This window comes from Bartonella sp. AP36NXGY (assembly GCF_042195865.1).
Classification (GTDB): Bacteria; Pseudomonadota; Alphaproteobacteria; order Rhizobiales; family Rhizobiaceae; genus Bartonella.
Map to the genome: position 1 here is coordinate 62,745 of NZ_JBHIPD010000008.1, position 14,789 is coordinate 77,533.

Below are 14,789 nucleotides of genomic sequence, written 5' to 3' on the forward strand. Positions count from 1 at the left end.
GCCGGCGCATGCACCTGATAGGGCTTCACGAGCCCCCACAAACAAGCCTCTTGCGTTTTAAGAAGCCACCTTGCCCTTAACGACAAAAACCACACCAAATCAACAATCCAACGGCTCAACAGCGCTCCTGTTCTTGCAACACTCCCTAACAGAGCTTATTTGTTTAAAGCTGACAAGGCTTTTACTTTTTTCCACTCTTTGTGCTTTTTTGTGTCCTTTTTTTACGAGAAAATTTTTACCTTCAAGGCCAACCCTTAACACACCCTAAGGAATTTGTAAGGGATATACCCTTGACAAGAATAAGACTTCTTGTTAAATCTCTCCTACTTTTTTGCAATTTTCACTTATCGTTGTGCTAATGAAGTGGTTAATGCGTACCTTAAGAGTGCGCTTTTCTTTTTGTGATCACAGTGAAAAAGTGTATCGTGTGATGTTATCATGGAAGTACGATATCGCAATGCAATGCTCATAGAGTAAGCAGTCTATTGGGGTTGTAATATTGTATTTTCGTGTTTTAATATTGTATTATAGTATTGTGTTACGTAAACTATTTAAACGGTGAATATGATGAAAATTAAAAATTCGCTTAAAGCACTAAAAGAGCGCCACCGTAACAATCGTTTGGTGCGTCGTAAGGGTCGTGTTTATATTCTTAATAAAACGAACCCACGTTTTAGAGCACGTCAGGGCTAATTCTTTTAGGACTAATTTCTTTAGGATCAATGTTTTTATGCCTACTTTAATTGTAGGCTTAAAAAAATTTTATTGCGTTTTTTTGGTTATAAGTCCGTTGATTACAAGTCTAGTATTTGATAATATTTGGTGATTTATCTTTTGGGGGCTTGTTTTTATGGATTCTTCTATTTTTTTAAAAGCCTTTCGATTTTTTCAGCTGCGTTTTTTCTGTATTTTTCAGCGCGCGTTTTTTCTTTTTTTTGTTGGCGTTTTTTGTTTTGTTCCCTCGAGCTATGGGCAAAATCCTCCTTCTCTTCCTGAAGATCGGCCTTCTCCACAATCGCTTTTACCGTTAGATGATCTTATTCCCAATTCTCCTCCCCCTTCCTCAACACCCTCCGATTCTGATTCCTCGGCGGTTATTCTTGAAGATCTTGACAAAGAGCAGCTTTCCCATGTTGACAGAGTTAAGCAACGCAAAGAAGCAGAAATTTCACGTTTACTCAAAGAGTTGAAATATTGTGCTGATGTTGCTAAAGCGAAAAAGATCAGTCAACAACTTCAACATTTATGGTCCCAATCGGGGAGTGAGACGATTGATCTTTTAATGTCATGGGCTGAAAATGCACTCAACAGCGACGATTATGGACTTGCGCTTGATTATATTGACAATGCTCTTGCACTTTTACCTACTCATTCTGAAGCTTGGGTAAGGCGTGCTTGGATTCACATTCAACTGAACGATTTCAAACTTGCCCTGCTTGATCTCAACCATGCTCTTGAACTTGAGCCGCGCAATTATAGTGCTTTTTTTGAACTTGGCGTTGTCATGGAAGCAACGGAGCGTCCCAAACTTGCTCTTAAAGCTTATGAAACAGCATTGGATTACTATCCACAAATGCGCAGGATTCAAAAGCGCGTGCAAGCTCTGTTAGACGAACAATCACCCCAAGCTCTTTAAAACCATTCAAGAACAAGACACTTTACGACATCCTTTCAAATCTATATAAGACGCAAGCCGGCTTCACATTCCACTCAATAAACTGCCCCTGCTTATAACCACACATCCCCCCACACAATTCACAGTGCCTTTTTTGAAACTTAGCCATTACCATGGAAGCAACAGAGCGTTCAAAACTTGGCTCTTAAGATTGATGAAACAGCATTGGATTACACTCCACAAATGCGCAGGATTCAAAAGCGCGTGCAAGCTCTGCTAGAAGAACAAACACCGCAAGCTCTTTGAAACCATTCAAGAACAAGACGCTTTACGGCATCTTTTCAAACCTAGATAAGACGGCAAAAACCTGTTTCACATTCCACTCAATAAACTGCCCCTGCTTATAACCACACCATCACCCCCCACACAATTCACAGTGCCTTTTTTTGAATTTGGACCTTTTTTGTATTGCAGGCATCTTCCAAACACTGCCAATATACTCCCTACAGAATTTCTTCTCATAGCAAGCATACGGGCTTCACGCCTAAGTCCTCTTCACACCGTTTCTTCTTTTCACACCTTCCATCATGGATAAAAAAAAAATTGTAAACACGATCCTCAAAAAATACTTTTTGAAAAAAGCTTAAAACATCGCTTAGCGCCTCTAATAAACTATCACCGTCTGTTTTTTATTTATGAGCTTCAACCATAGCAGCACATACCGTATCGGCTCTCCTCCACCCCTCAAAGTTGATAAAACAGCCCTGAAATATGGCTTCACAAAGCAAAAACTTCAAAGGTGCAACACCAATTCAACCAACATCCTTGAAATAAGAAATATTCCTTTCAAAACTCCTCCAAGCATTACCCCCGAAACATAAAAATCAAGCATTGTCGCAAAAGAGCTAATCAAGCCATTGCCAATAAACCGTTCTACGTCACTCAATCACCCACCCCCACTCATATTTTTTGCTTTTTTACTTTGAATAAGCCATCCATCATACAGCCATTTCGAGCAACCACCGACAATATCATCAATCTCTCCTGAAATACTTTATGAAAAAGAAGAGAGCGAGGTTATTTTATCTCTAGCAGAAGCTCTGAAATTGTTTTATATTAAGGAGGGTGTTCTGCGCTTCTCGACAGGAAATAACGTATTCCTGAGACCTTAATGATCTCCAAGGGAGCTGTCCCTGATCAAGCCCGTGGGCTTTTTCATATGGCGCCCACCTATTTGTATAGGTTCCCGGGATCAGCTTTTTCCATCGGCTGTTGTGGATCACCCTTTATTTATATAACTTTTTTACATCAAATTTTTCCAGCTAAAATTGAGAGCGTCCTTTTACATAAGACCAATGACGATACTCTCTTTTCAAGAAATAAAAATTACGATAGGCTTTATTTTATAAAACAGACAGCATTGACAAAATAATCCCCTCTGTGAATCTGCTTCACCCCTTCGCACGCAAGCAACGCAAAAGCGGCTTGTTGCACCAAGATACCCCCTAAAGAGCACACACTTTTTTTCATGCTTTTTTTTCATGAGCACAGCTCTTGTCCATACAGAGATTTACAAAACGCCAACAATGGATAAAATACCAGCATCTTATAAAACAATTGACGAGACAATGACAAATAATCCCCTCTATGAATCTGCTTCATCCCTTCGCACACAGCAACGCAAAAGCGGCTTGTCGCACCAAAATACCCCCTAAAGAGCACACACTTTTTTTCATGCTTTTTTTTTCATGAGCACAGCTCTTGTCCATACAGAGATTTACAAAACGCCAACAATGGATAAAATACCAGCATCTTATAAAACAATTGACGAGACAATGACAAATAATCCCCTCTATGAATCTGCTTCATCCCTTCGCACACAGCAACGCAAAAGCGGTTTATCGCGTCGTGATGCTCTTTTAACAGAAGAGCGTGCACTCTTTTCGCAGCGTGCTTGTTGCCACTTTATTGAATACCTTGAAAAGAAGGGAACCGATTTTTCACGCCTCATTTTAGCAGGCTATTGGCCCATTAAATCGGAAATTGACCCGCGTCCTTTACTGGATGCTGTAGCGTTACGCGGTGGGCATTTAGCCTTACCAGCAGTTCTTGATTCCACCACCATGATTTTCCGTGCATTTTTGCCCAGCACAATTTTAGAGCCCATGCGTTTTGGCACCTTTGGTCCGGGTGCAGACAATGACGTTGTTGCCCCCAATAATATTATTGTTCCGCTTTCTGCATTTGATCGTCAATGTCACCGTCTTGGCTATGGAGGAGGATACTATGACCGTGCTGTTGAAGCTCTTGAAAAACAAGGGCATCAAATGATATTATGGGGCATAGGGTTTTCATGTCAGGAGGTTTCCTCTATTCCCGCAGCAGAACATGATCTACAGGTACAAGGAATTTTTACAGAAAAAGGTTTCTTAAAATGTTAAAATGTGATTAAAGCGCCTATGCGTTTTTTATTTTTAGGTGACATTGTTGGTAGCACAGGCTGTAAAGCTGTTTTTGAATACCTTCCTCAACTGATTGAGAAATGGCAGCTTGATTTTGTTGTGGTAAATGGTGAAAATGCCTCTGGTGGTTTTGGTCTCACACAAGAAACGTATCAAGATCTTTTGATAACCGGTGTTGATGTTGTCACCACAGGTAATCATGCTTTTTCTCACAAAGAAGCATTGCAGTATGCCCATGAGAGTGATCGTTTTTTACGCCCTGCCAATTTTTCGAAAGAAACTCCTGGAAAAGGTTCTGGTGTTTTTACGGCAAAAAATGGCGCCCGTGTTCTTGTCGCCAATCTGTTGGGCAACGTTTTTATGCCGTGTAAAGTAGAAGATCCATTTGAAACAGCGGAAAATATTCTGCTTGCCTGTTCGTTGATGGAGCAAGCCGATACGATTATTTTTGACTTTCACGCAGAAACGACAAGCGAGAAGCAATGTTTTGGCCATTTTCTTGATGGTCGTGTGAGTGTTATCGTTGGCACCCATACGCATATTCCCACGGCTGACGCGCAGATCTTAGAAGGTGGGAGCGCCTATTTAACAGATGCAGGCATGTGTGGAGATTATAACTCCTCTCTTGGAATGGATAAAGAAGAACCCTTACACCGTTTTCTTTATAAGACGAAGCAAGATCGTTTTGAACCGGCGTGTGGTCCTGCCACCCTTTGTGGTTTAGCGGTTGAGATTTCAGATCGCACCGGTTTAGCAGAAAAGGTCTCGGCAGTACGGATTGGTCCTCATTTAAAGCCTGAAGTTCCGGATTTTTGGTAGCTTCTTTTAAGCCGCCCCTTTGATGATCGCTCTCCACTGTGCGCCCTTTGGATGATTGCTCTCCAAGATTTTCTTTTGAGAACTCTATTTGACAAGACGACTTTTCCAGCCCTTCCCAAATCCCTACTAAAAACACCCCACCCTCCAATTTGCCTAATACAGCAACTTTTCTAGCACAAATAAGTCACTCTTTTAAAAAAAATAAAGGATAAAGGATAAAATTTTTCGTGATTTTTAAAACGATGAGAAGGAGGTTTTATTTGGACATTTCTGCGGGGGGGGGGGAGGAGAAATGCTAACCCCCTTCTCTAGAAAAAGCTTTATATAATAATTTATTATTTAGCAAGAGCCTCTTTAATCTTTTTTTGATTCTAACGAAAATTTAATCTTAAAATTGCTTTCTGCTTTTTAGGTTTGAGCTCTCTAAAACTTTTCAAAAGAATGTGCTCTTCTTTACTTGCGATCCCTTCATCACAGCAATACAAGGCATTTTCTTTTGTTGAGAGATCGGAGTAGAAAAAAGAAATGGGAACATTGAGAATATCAGCAATTTCCTGTAAACGCCCCGCTCCTATACGATTAGAGCCTTTTTCATATTTTTGGATTTGTTGAAAAGTCACACCTAACTGGCTACCTAATTTCTTTTGCGACATTCCCAGCATTGCTCTTTTAAAGCGAATTTTTCTGCCTATCGAAATATCGTTAAAGTGTGGATTTTTAGTTTGCACGTCAAGCTCCCCTGCCGGTTGCGAGCGCCTCTTATGCGTATTCCGGGAGTCAAAAACACTGAGTTCAGTCAGCTTTTTTGCTTTTAGTGCTCATCGCACCTGGACATAGCAAAAACTCCCAGAATCTCGCGATACTTATAAAGCAGGCCAATGTTTCATCTTGGATTTTCAGGCTTTGGGTTTCACCATTCAACCACACTGTACGACGAGAACCCTGGTGCTTGTTCATAAAATAATTTCTGGAGACCAGCAATAAAATTTAAAACAGTGTTTTTATCTCATGAGACAATCAAACACAAAATTGCTTTCTGTTTTTGAGGTTTGAGCTCTCTAAAACTTTTCAAAAGGATGTGCTCTTCTTTACTTGCGATCCCTTCATCACAGCAATACAAGGCATTTTCTTTTGTCGAGAGATCCGTATAGAAAAAAGAAATGGGAACATTAAGAATATCGGCAATTTCTTGTAAACGCCCAGCTCCTATACGATTAGAGCCTTTTTCATATTTTTGGATTTGTTGAAAAGTCACACCTAACTGGCTACCTAATTTCTTTTGCGACATTCCCAGCATTGTTCTTTTAAAGCGAATTTTTCTGCCTATCGAAATATCGTTAAAGTGTGGATTTTTAGCTTTCACTTCAAGCTCCCCTGCCGGTTGCGAGCGCCCTCGCATTGGTATTCCGGGAGTCTGAAAGTACTGAGTTCAGTCAGCTTTTTTTGCTTTTAGTGCTCATCGCACCTGGACATGGCAAAAACTCCCGGAATCCCGGGATACCTACAAAAGTAGGCTAATCTTATGTACTGAACTTTAGGGCTTTCAGACCCTACTGATCGCTGCGTAGACGACCAAAGTTACCCTTTAAGGTATAAAGCAATTTCAGGAAATTAGCAATAAAATTTAAAAACAGTCTTTATTTTATGAGCTCCACCCCCGCCTCTCAAACTTTTATGCCCGCTCGTAAAAACTCCAAAACCATGAAATAAAACCCACGTTTATTGAGAGGACTAATAACCCTTTATTTTTGAGATCAAGCCTCCCAAAAGCACACCTAACAACATATCACCCCCTCCCAAAGCCATTTTTGAGAGACATCTTACAGATTTACACTGTGATACGTTGGATTTTTGCGCCACAACGAGCCGATTTTTCTTCTAATCTCTCAAATCCACGATCAAGATGATAAACACGATTGACGATTGTTTCTCCCTTTGCTACCAATGTAACAAGAGTAAGAGGGCTGCAATCACAAGAGAAACAACAAGCACGCAAATCCGTCGCCATGACAGGAGCCCCCCTTGCAAATTCTCTGTTCCATGAGATAGTTGCCCTCTCGCCCATCAAGCTTTATTTGCGCCCTCAAGCGATTGAGTTCTTGAACATGCATAAAACGATCTTCGAAAACCGTCTCTGTAATATGCGCGATTCCTTCAGCCCGTGTCATGCACCCCGCGTCATGAGCGCCATGAACGAAACTTAGACAATAATCACGAGCCTCCTCAAGAGTGAGAGAAGCAAAACTTTACACGAAAGAAAAACCATTCCGAAAAGAAAACAGCAGCCACAAAAGCCATACCCTTGAAAGATGGAGATTTGAAAGAACTATTGAGAAAATCATCAAGAATGTACGGCTCCAAAATTCCACAAGCAAGAGAGTAAACCATTAAAAATGCACCAGCCAAGCCCAGCGCCCCAAGCCCAGCCCCTCCCAACAAGCAAACATTGTGTTAAAACGCCCCCAAGCAATCGCCCCCCCCCTCAACCACAGCGCAAAGCATTCAGCATATCTTTGAAAGCTTTACACTGTGATGCGTTGGATTTTTGCACCACAACGAGCCAATTTTTCTTCTAATCTCTCAAATCCACGATCAAGATGATAAACACGATTGACGATTGTTTCTCCCTTTGCTGCCAATGCTGCAATCACAAGAGAAACAGAAGCACGCAAATCCGTCGCCATGACAGGAGCCCCTTGCAAATTCTCTGTTCCATAGACAGTTGCCGTCTGCCCATCAAGCTTTATCTGTGCTCCTAAGCGATTGAGTTCTTGAACATGCATAAAACGATTTTCGAAAACCGTCTCTGTAATATGCGCGATTCCTTCAGCCCGTGTCATGAGCGCCATGAATTGCGCTTGGAGATCAGTTGGAAAAGCAGGATAAGGTCCTGTTTTAATATCAACGGGCATAATTTTGGTGTTCTTTGGATTTCGCTTAATATGAATTCCTTGAGGTTCTATTTGAATCTCGAGTCCTGTTTTTTGGAGCACCTTAAGCACTTTTGTGAGATGATTAGGATTTGCATTTTTAAGAAAGACATCTCCTCCCGTCATAGCAACAGCCATTGCATATGTTCCCGCTTCGATTCGATCAGCAATAACGCGTACTCTAGCACCGTTGAGTTTTTTAACCCCTTCAATTGTAAGCGTTGTTGTTCCTTCACCGGTTATTTGAGCCCCCATAGCATTCAGAGTTCGAATAAGGTTTGTCACTTCTGGCTCACAAGCTGCATTCTCAAGAGTGGTTGTTCCCTTTGCCATTGTCGCCGCCATCAGCAGCACATGGGTTCCACCAACAGTGACTTTAGGGAAACGATAGTGAGCACCTTTTAACCCCTTTAGCGCTTTTGCATGAACATATCCATTTTCGATCGTAATCTGTGCGCCTAAAGTTTTAAGTCCCTCAAGGATAAAATCGACAGGTCTTGTTCCAATAGCGCATCCTCCAGGAAGCGAAACATAAGCCTCTGCGCATCGTGCAAGCAGAGGTCCGATAACCCAAAAGCTTGCACGCATTTTTTTCACCAGTTCATATGGTGCCCGTGTTGTGGCTATTTTTTGCGCCGTAAAATGAATTGTTCTTGAATTCACACATTCATCGTTAAACTCTTGTCCATCAACGGCATATCCAACACCATGATTATTGAGAATACGAATAAGCAATTCAACATCGGCCAGATGCGGAATATTTTCTAAAGTGAGCGTTTCTTCTGTAAGCAGCGCCGCAATCATAAGAGGCAATGCAGCATTTTTTGCCCCAGATATAGGAATTGTTCCTTGAAGTTTTTTTCCCCCAACAATTTGAATAGAATCCATCGTGTTTTCCCTCTTTTCCTTTGTGCCTGCCCTTCCAAAGGATTATCCCCCTTCGGGAAGTTATGCTTTATTAATCGTTTTAGAACGCATTCTAACTATGAGAACAAATTATTGAGAAGTTTGGTTGCAAAAATTTACTAAAAAACATTTTTTTGCATTTTAGAGCTTTTTGCATTTTAGAGCTCTGGTTGTGCTCTTTTTCGGCTTTGCTCTTTTCGACGTTTCAGGTTTTGACGCAATTGTTGTGCCAATCTTTCTTGACGTCGTTTTGCTTTTTCATCTTGATGATTAATTTCATTTTGTTTTTGTTTTTGATGCATTTGTGTCATTGCGCAACCTTTTAAACAGTGTTGAGCTTCTATCCAAGCAACTCATAACCTTAAATATTTAAGCATATAAGAAACATATGTCATGACATAAGATACGTTTTCTTGCAAGAATATACAAATGTTCTCTTGCCTATTTTCTGACAATATGGCACAAGACAGCGCAAAGATTGAAAAGGGCTGCGGTAGCTCAGTGGTAGAGCACTCCCTTGGTAAGGGAGAGGTCGAGAGTTCAATCCTCTCTCGCAGCACCATTTTATTCTTCTTTTGCCTCTCTCTTCTTGCCCTTATAAGTCTTCCCTATAAGCCTAAATCTTTTCCCCCAACCTTCATCGGCTTCATCAAATCCTCCATCCTTTAAACCATGCGCTTCAATAGCCTCAAAATCAGTAGCTTCAAAATCAAGAGCCTCAATGCCACGCTTAATCTCTAAAATGCCTTACGAACGGCTTTTGAAATTGACCGCCCCCAAAGAATATCCCCCCACCCCTTTCCTTGCCTCCCCTTTCCTTGCCTCCCCTCTCTTTCATTTCTGTAAGATTTGCCCTATCCTTGTCTTTACCAAGCCTCACTATTGCAACAGCTCTTGGCACTTGAGACGATATAAGCATTTTTATTTTTTCAATATTTTATTTCTTGAATATTTTTCCCCACAAGCTCACCCTGTTTGTAATATGCAAACAAACGATTTTACTTGATTCAATATAAGAGCGTCTGAATAAGAAGGGTTGAAATAAGAACATCTCACACTATTTCGGGCTCTCATTGAAATTCAAATTAAATCTCAATAATGAATTATTATAAACTCATTGTTTAAATACATCCCATTGATACCTTTATCCGCCCCAAAACGAATAATCTTATCTTTCTAGCCTCTCTACCCACCTCAAGCAACACAAGTATTCCCTGTAAAAATTAGAATAAGCTTCATCGATCCTATTCGTCATTTACAACAAATCTAACAGAGCCATTTCCAGAACCTCCTCTCAACGCCTTTCCCATTCTCCCCACCCCTTACCAAAAGCAAAAACCAAACAGTGATACCCCTCCACAGTGAAGCTTTCAAGAAGCCACCCCACGCTCCCATATGGCAAACATCCCATATGGCAAACATCCCATATGGCAGAAAATTGAGAGCCTGCCTTTTCAAAGAAGATCCCTCATTACCAATTTTATACACTATGGTTTTCCACGTGCTCTAAGCCTCCCTCTTTCAACACGCATCTTTTTTATACGAATACTTTGATTGATACGGATAGCGTTATTCGTCTTGCATAAGAGCCCCAAGAGCGAAAAATTCTCTCCCCCTCTATTCTATTGAAATCAATCACTCCTCTTCGCTTACAGTTCACAAACAGAAAGATCCGTATGGCGAGAAACTTTCCAAGAAAAGCATATCTCTTCGTAAGAAGCCTCCCAGTAAACGAGATTATGAATCGTCTCAAGAGCTACAGCCCATGCCGCAATTTTGGCAACGGCCCCCCAATAGTACCAACTTACTTTTTCATAAAGTAAGATAGGGTGCGCAATGTTTATAATCTACAGGGTTTTATAACCTCTGGGGTTTATAATTTACGGGGCTTGACCGTTATACCCCTCACGATATTATTCACAAGCGCCAGTATGAAATTTATGAACGCCGGCATAAAATGGCTGTGAAATGAGCTTAGAGCGAGATATCTTTATTAAAACAAGTGCGTGAATGTACAACAACAAGTATATTTCATTTGGAGTATTTTGGATATTGCCTACTCTCCCCACCCTAGGACAACCATTTTGTCTACAGATCCCCTTATATATTCTGCATATTTTCTGCTGTCATATCTCCTCCAATAAGCTAAAACCCCACATATGCGGGGTTTTAGCCAGTACCACACCTTTATTTAGACACATTATGATCATTATAACCATTTTTATTAAATACGTTTTTACGTATATTTTCAACACAAAAATAACACATATTGATTTATTTAACAGAAATCAATTAAATATTCATGATAATCATTAAAAGTTACAATGATGAAATTACTATTCAGAACGTACGTCATAATATTTATAACGTTTTTTTCTGTATTCATATTATTGGGTTGTACTCAAGTAAGCGATCTCGCTGAATACGATAGGCTTTACCAAAAATATGTCCATGAAAATTACACTCCTTTAGCATATTCTCAGAAATTAGAAAAAGCAAAAAAAGAGGTAGAATATTTAAAAGCGTATATGGAATGGACTGTAGACATACCCCATGACAAAAGTCAATTTTGGAGGCATTTAATAACATTGCCCAGTAATCCTCCAGAATTCAATATTTTTAAACATTATCACATATTGCTTGTTTTTTGTGGACGTTTTTTTGATTTATGGCAAGGTGATAAAACGATGCCCACACTTACCTTTAACGACTTACCAACAAGACTGAAGGATTTTAAAGCTAACGGGATGAAATACAGGAAAAATTGGGATTATATAGAAAATATTTTCCTCAAAGCAAAGTTTGAAACAAACTTTGATGATCCAATGTTTGCGTACGCAGAAAAATTTTTGGATTCCCCTAATGGCATTAGTCGAAAAGAACAAACTCTTCAGACAGAGCTGCTCATAATAGGCAATGAACTCACTCGTTTTAGAAACACAGCAACAATGTGCGTTATGGCTAGAGAGGTATACCTTGCCATGATGCCCAAAGAAAATGTAAAACCGCCCGTAAGATATAGCACTTTTGAAAAATGGAAGCAGTATTTAAAAAATCTTTAAACGGATCATAAAATGCCTTTCAAAATACTTCTAAAGAACCATTAAGCCCCCCTCACAATGACTATAATCAGGCACAAAGAGGGTATAAAAAACAATGTTAATTAAACAGTCTTTATTGAGAAGCGTCTTAATTATCGCTCTTTTAACAACGCATCTTTTTTATTCTTCAAAGGGATATACTCATTCGAATGAAGTGTTCTCTTCAAAAGAAATTACAGAAAGAGAGAGATTCTTCCGCATTTTCCTTGTTAATGGAAGTCGCTGGTGGGAAGAAAAATTCTACCAAATTCTCTGGATAGAAAAAACATTTTTTTTGGAAAACAAGCAGCAGTTATCGCAACCGCTCTATGAAAAACATGTCAATATAATAAAAAAATGGCAGAATATAATCAAAAAACGACATCATGTATTTAATACTCTGTGCACCCTTATAGAATTAGAAATAGATGCAATGCGATATGTGAATGAAGCAAAACACTCTCATAAGCATACACATCTCTCAAACCTTATGAAACACATAGAGACATATCAAGAGCGTATAGTTAAAAACAAGAAAGAACTTGAGAAACTTGATCATGAAATTGAGATCTTATACAAAGTTATCATAGAATATACAAAATTACCATAAACTTTGATCTATTCATTCCATAACTTTATGAAAAGTGCTTCTCAAAGGATATCTTTTATTTTCAAGCACTTTGAACTATCTATCGCCATCTTTAGATACAGAGTGCCAAAGTACAGTAACGTTATCATACAATTTGTTGTATTTTACCAACACAAAATAACACATATTGATTTATTCAACAGAAATGACTTATAAAAGCTCATCAGAAACAAACGACAATAAATACCTTATGTTTAAACACTTTATTTTCTTCGCTATCGTAATAAGCGCTGTTTTATTTACGCATCATACAACGAGTGGATGTACAACAGATGGTCTTTTTGTTGGAAGTACTTCTCCGATCAATTGTATTTCAAAAGAATATATAAGACAGAAAATAAAAAAGAAGCTATTGGAAAAAGAACGCGAAAGAAAATGGTTAGAGCTTGAACAATTTTCTGTTAGCGCTTGTCCAGGTGGAAAATTTCCTGTTTATCATGGCTTTTCTATTATCGATTGTGTTTTGAGAGGAAGAACTAAAACAAAATCGTCTTAATAATGAAATTAATATAATGAACTTATTCCTGCAATGGTTTATCGTAGCACTCGTAATAACAACGATAATGTCTGTTCCCATAAGTTTACTTTGGCGTTTTAGATTTAAGGTTCCTGCCTGTTTATTTACAATAATGACAACCTTGGCTATTATTGCCGTCCCTTTTACATTTGATTTATCGTCTCTCTTTTAATCTATTTTTGTAAAAAATATTTCTAAAATATTAAAAACACCCTGCATTTTTAAGCGTTTTGAACTGTATCTCCTCTCATTTAGAGACAATAGCCCCAAGTACAGCCATGCCACTCAATACAATGTTCACCATATTTCTAACATAAAAATAACACATGTCGATACATTCAAAAGAGATCAATTAAACGATCTTATAAAATAAGAGCAATACACAAAGTGGCTGTATTTAATGATAGTAAATGAAGACGATTATTATGGAATTCTTGGTGTAAGCTACGCATGCAACGATAAACAGATAAAATCTGCTTTTCGTAAATTAGCTCTGCAATACCACCCTGATCATAATTCTAGTACCGAAGCAGAACAAAAATTCAGAAAAATTTGTGAAGCCTATGAAGTTCTTAAAGATCCTCAAAAGAGAGCTGCTTACAATCAGTTCTATCATAAAACTTTTAAAGATAATGACAAGGCTTCTGAAATTAGTAGAAAGCAAGAGAACAGACGACAAGATAATACCGAGCATGTAATTGGTAGTATCATGAATGTAATTTTCATTATTTGTGGAATAATACCTATAATGTGTTATATAATTTCGTTTTTTACGTGGAATATACCACTAGGAATAATAAGTATAGGGTTATTAATTTTCATCAGTATAAAAGGATATTTGGTAAATATTGGTGCATTTATCTTCGGGATCATACTAATATCATTTATCAAAGTTATATGGAGAAGTATCTATTGATCAGTGCTTTTGAAGAGCTTTAAGATCAGCCCCACAGTGAATTCACAAGGTGTGGTCATTTTTGATTTTCTATAACAAGGTAGTGTAGAAAAACATAAAGATTATAATGTCTCTATCCGTTCTTTTCTTATTCTCCCGTTTCCTCCACCCCTCTATTTTTTTCCACAACCTGCCCCCCAATCTTTTCCCCAACAAGCCCACTTGACTCCACACAGACTTTTTCTCATGCCCCTACATCCTTTTCCCATATCGGCTAAAAAAAATCCCCCAAGCCCCCGCAAAGCTCTCTCCCCCCAAGAACGAAAGCATAACGTACACCATTGTCACAGCAATGAAAAAGCAATTGGCCCATCATTGCCACTCCCCCACAGTACTCACCACAAAAGCACCCAAAATCACACCACCATATCTCTAAACAACTTGGCCTTACTCCCCATTCTCGTTTTCCCCTCCAGCATACCGCGCCGCCTTGCATGCGCTCCAAGCACCCTTTCTTTCCCCATTTTCCCACCATGCTTTCACATTCATGACCAAGCTCTTTGTGCTCCCTGCACTCTTTGCGCTCTTTGCTTGCACCTCCTCCAACACAAAAACCAGCTCTTTTCCTCCTTGAACGTGCCTTTTTATAGGTTGGAACCTGTCTGTACTGCTGCTTCCCTTCCCCCTAAACCTCATTTTTGTTCTCTAGCATGCTTTCGTGTCACTCCAAGTCACAGGATAACGACCTGCCCCCTTCATCCCCACTATTTCCTCCTCATCCCGCTCCAACATTTCTCTTCCCAAAGCCGCGTATCTCCCCCTTTTCCATATCGGCTAAGAAAATCCCCCAAGCCCCCGCAAAGCTCTCTCCCCCCAAGAACGAAAGCATAACGTACACCATTGTCACAGCAATGAA

Annotated in this window: 15 protein-coding genes, 1 tRNA gene, 1 other RNA gene and 2 pseudogenes; 12 read left to right on the forward strand and 7 right to left on the reverse strand. The window is 39.4% G+C overall.

The annotated features are described in order from the left end of the window. Nucleotides 1–567: 567 nt before the first annotated feature. Together ykgO and ACFINX_RS04920 are read left to right on the forward strand one after the other, a co-directional pair. The gene (gene ykgO, locus ACFINX_RS04915; RefSeq protein ID WP_004863016.1) at nt 568–693 is read left to right on the forward strand and encodes a type B 50S ribosomal protein L36; all 126 of its coding nucleotides are present in this window, start codon (nt 568–570) and stop codon (nt 691–693) included. Nucleotides 694–850: 157 nt separating this feature from the next. Next, the gene (locus tag ACFINX_RS04920; RefSeq protein WP_375622768.1) at nt 851–1,636 is read left to right on the forward strand and encodes a tetratricopeptide repeat protein; all 786 of its coding nucleotides are present in this window, start codon (nt 851–853) and stop codon (nt 1,634–1,636) included. 772 nt (nt 1,637–2,408) lie between these two features. Here ACFINX_RS04920 and ACFINX_RS04925 read toward each other — a convergent pair. Continuing rightward, nucleotides 2,409–2,561: a hypothetical protein gene (locus ACFINX_RS04925; protein WP_375613598.1), complete on the reverse strand. Its 153-nt coding sequence runs from the start codon at nt 2,559–2,561 to the stop codon at nt 2,409–2,411. A gap of 178 nt (nt 2,562–2,739) precedes the next feature. Here ACFINX_RS04925 and ssrS point away from each other — a divergent pair. The 4 genes from ssrS to ACFINX_RS04945 all read left to right on the forward strand — a co-directional run bounded on the left by ssrS (nt 2,740) and on the right by ACFINX_RS04945 (nt 4,896). Next, nucleotides 2,740–2,900, forward strand: a non-coding RNA gene (gene ssrS, locus ACFINX_RS04930) — 6S RNA. Nucleotides 2,901–3,156: 256 nt separating this feature from the next. Then, nucleotides 3,157–3,330, forward strand: coding sequence for a hypothetical protein (locus tag ACFINX_RS04935; protein ID WP_375668408.1), 174 nt, complete (start codon nt 3,157–3,159; stop codon nt 3,328–3,330). Nucleotides 3,331–3,450: 120 nt separating this feature from the next. Further along, nucleotides 3,451–4,056, forward strand: coding sequence for a 5-formyltetrahydrofolate cyclo-ligase (locus ACFINX_RS04940; RefSeq protein WP_375668425.1), 606 nt, complete (start codon nt 3,451–3,453; stop codon nt 4,054–4,056). An 18-nt stretch (nt 4,057–4,074) separates the two neighbouring features. Next, the gene (locus tag ACFINX_RS04945) at nt 4,075–4,896 is read left to right on the forward strand and encodes a TIGR00282 family metallophosphoesterase (RefSeq protein WP_375607046.1); all 822 of its coding nucleotides are present in this window, start codon (nt 4,075–4,077) and stop codon (nt 4,894–4,896) included. 371 nt (nt 4,897–5,267) lie between these two features. Here the strand turns inward: ACFINX_RS04945 and ACFINX_RS04950 are convergent, their stop codons facing one another. From ACFINX_RS04950 to ACFINX_RS04970, 5 genes and pseudogenes are all read right to left on the reverse strand, one after another. Beyond that, nucleotides 5,268–5,624: a helix-turn-helix domain-containing protein gene (locus ACFINX_RS04950; protein WP_375668409.1), complete on the reverse strand. Its 357-nt coding sequence runs from the start codon at nt 5,622–5,624 to the stop codon at nt 5,268–5,270. A 278-nt stretch (nt 5,625–5,902) separates the two neighbouring features. Next, complete coding sequence (locus tag ACFINX_RS04955) at nt 5,903–6,259, reverse strand: helix-turn-helix domain-containing protein (protein WP_375668410.1); 357 nt, start codon at nt 6,257–6,259, stop codon at nt 5,903–5,905. A gap of 465 nt (nt 6,260–6,724) precedes the next feature. Beyond that, nucleotides 6,725–7,064: pseudogene (locus ACFINX_RS04960) on the reverse strand (UDP-N-acetylglucosamine 1-carboxyvinyltransferase); the annotation flags it as partial. Nucleotides 7,065–7,418: 354 nt separating this feature from the next. Further along, a complete protein-coding gene (gene murA, locus ACFINX_RS04965; RefSeq protein WP_375611654.1) occupies nt 7,419–8,714 on the reverse strand; it encodes a UDP-N-acetylglucosamine 1-carboxyvinyltransferase in 1,296 nt (431 codons plus the stop codon). Between the two features lie 176 nt (nt 8,715–8,890). Beyond that, complete coding sequence (locus tag ACFINX_RS04970; RefSeq protein WP_375607050.1) at nt 8,891–9,043, reverse strand: hypothetical protein; 153 nt, start codon at nt 9,041–9,043, stop codon at nt 8,891–8,893. A gap of 176 nt (nt 9,044–9,219) precedes the next feature. On the opposite strand from ACFINX_RS04970, the gene ACFINX_RS04975 reads away from it, so the two are divergent. The 6 genes and pseudogenes from ACFINX_RS04975 to ACFINX_RS05000 all read left to right on the forward strand — a co-directional run. Further along, a tRNA-Thr gene (locus ACFINX_RS04975) sits at nt 9,220–9,294 on the forward strand. A 1,762-nt stretch (nt 9,295–11,056) separates the two neighbouring features. Beyond that, nucleotides 11,057–11,794 carry a hypothetical protein gene (locus tag ACFINX_RS04980; RefSeq protein ID WP_375611651.1) on the forward strand — a complete coding sequence of 246 codons (738 nt, stop codon included), beginning with the start codon at nt 11,057–11,059 and terminating at the stop codon, nt 11,792–11,794. A 94-nt stretch (nt 11,795–11,888) separates the two neighbouring features. After that, nucleotides 11,889–12,422 carry a hypothetical protein gene (locus ACFINX_RS04985; RefSeq protein WP_375668411.1) on the forward strand — a complete coding sequence of 178 codons (534 nt, stop codon included), beginning with the start codon at nt 11,889–11,891 and terminating at the stop codon, nt 12,420–12,422. A 184-nt stretch (nt 12,423–12,606) separates the two neighbouring features. Further along, nucleotides 12,607–12,957 (forward strand): hypothetical protein, encoded by a 351-nt coding sequence (locus ACFINX_RS04990; protein ID WP_375668412.1) that lies wholly within the window; start codon nt 12,607–12,609, stop codon nt 12,955–12,957. Between the two features lie 16 nt (nt 12,958–12,973). After that, the gene (locus tag ACFINX_RS04995) at nt 12,974–13,150 is read left to right on the forward strand and encodes a hypothetical protein (RefSeq protein WP_375633334.1); all 177 of its coding nucleotides are present in this window, start codon (nt 12,974–12,976) and stop codon (nt 13,148–13,150) included. Between the two features lie 228 nt (nt 13,151–13,378). Continuing rightward, a pseudogene (locus tag ACFINX_RS05000) lies at nt 13,379–13,618 on the forward strand (DnaJ domain-containing protein); the annotation flags it as partial. Between the two features lie 702 nt (nt 13,619–14,320). Here ACFINX_RS05000 and ACFINX_RS05005 read toward each other — a convergent pair. Further along, a complete protein-coding gene (locus ACFINX_RS05005) occupies nt 14,321–14,569 on the reverse strand; it encodes a hypothetical protein (protein WP_375668413.1) in 249 nt (82 codons plus the stop codon). Nucleotides 14,570–14,789 lie beyond the last annotated feature (220 nt).

Coding starts and splice junctions, on each gene's coding strand:
- ykgO (WP_004863016.1), top strand. CDS start 568: ATGAAAATTAAAAATTCGCTTAAAGCACTAAAAGAGCGCCACCGTAAC.
- ACFINX_RS04920 (WP_375622768.1), top strand. CDS start 851: ATGGATTCTTCTATTTTTTTAAAAGCCTTTCGATTTTTTCAGCTGCGT.
- ACFINX_RS04935 (WP_375668408.1), top strand. CDS start 3,157: ATGAGCACAGCTCTTGTCCATACAGAGATTTACAAAACGCCAACAATG.
- ACFINX_RS04940 (WP_375668425.1), top strand. CDS start 3,451: ATGACAAATAATCCCCTCTATGAATCTGCTTCATCCCTTCGCACACAG.
- ACFINX_RS04945 (WP_375607046.1), top strand. CDS start 4,075: ATGCGTTTTTTATTTTTAGGTGACATTGTTGGTAGCACAGGCTGTAAA.
- murA (WP_375611654.1), bottom strand. CDS start 8,714: ATGGATTCTATTCAAATTGTTGGGGGAAAAAAACTTCAAGGAACAATT.
- ACFINX_RS04970 (WP_375607050.1), bottom strand. CDS start 9,043: ATGACACAAATGCATCAAAAACAAAAACAAAATGAAATTAATCATCAA.
- ACFINX_RS04980 (WP_375611651.1), top strand. CDS start 11,057: ATGATGAAATTACTATTCAGAACGTACGTCATAATATTTATAACGTTT.
- ACFINX_RS04985 (WP_375668411.1), top strand. CDS start 11,889: ATGTTAATTAAACAGTCTTTATTGAGAAGCGTCTTAATTATCGCTCTT.
- ACFINX_RS04990 (WP_375668412.1), top strand. CDS start 12,607: ATGACTTATAAAAGCTCATCAGAAACAAACGACAATAAATACCTTATG.
- ACFINX_RS04995 (WP_375633334.1), top strand. CDS start 12,974: ATGAACTTATTCCTGCAATGGTTTATCGTAGCACTCGTAATAACAACG.
- ACFINX_RS05005 (WP_375668413.1), bottom strand. CDS start 14,569: ATGAGGTTTAGGGGGAAGGGAAGCAGCAGTACAGACAGGTTCCAACCT.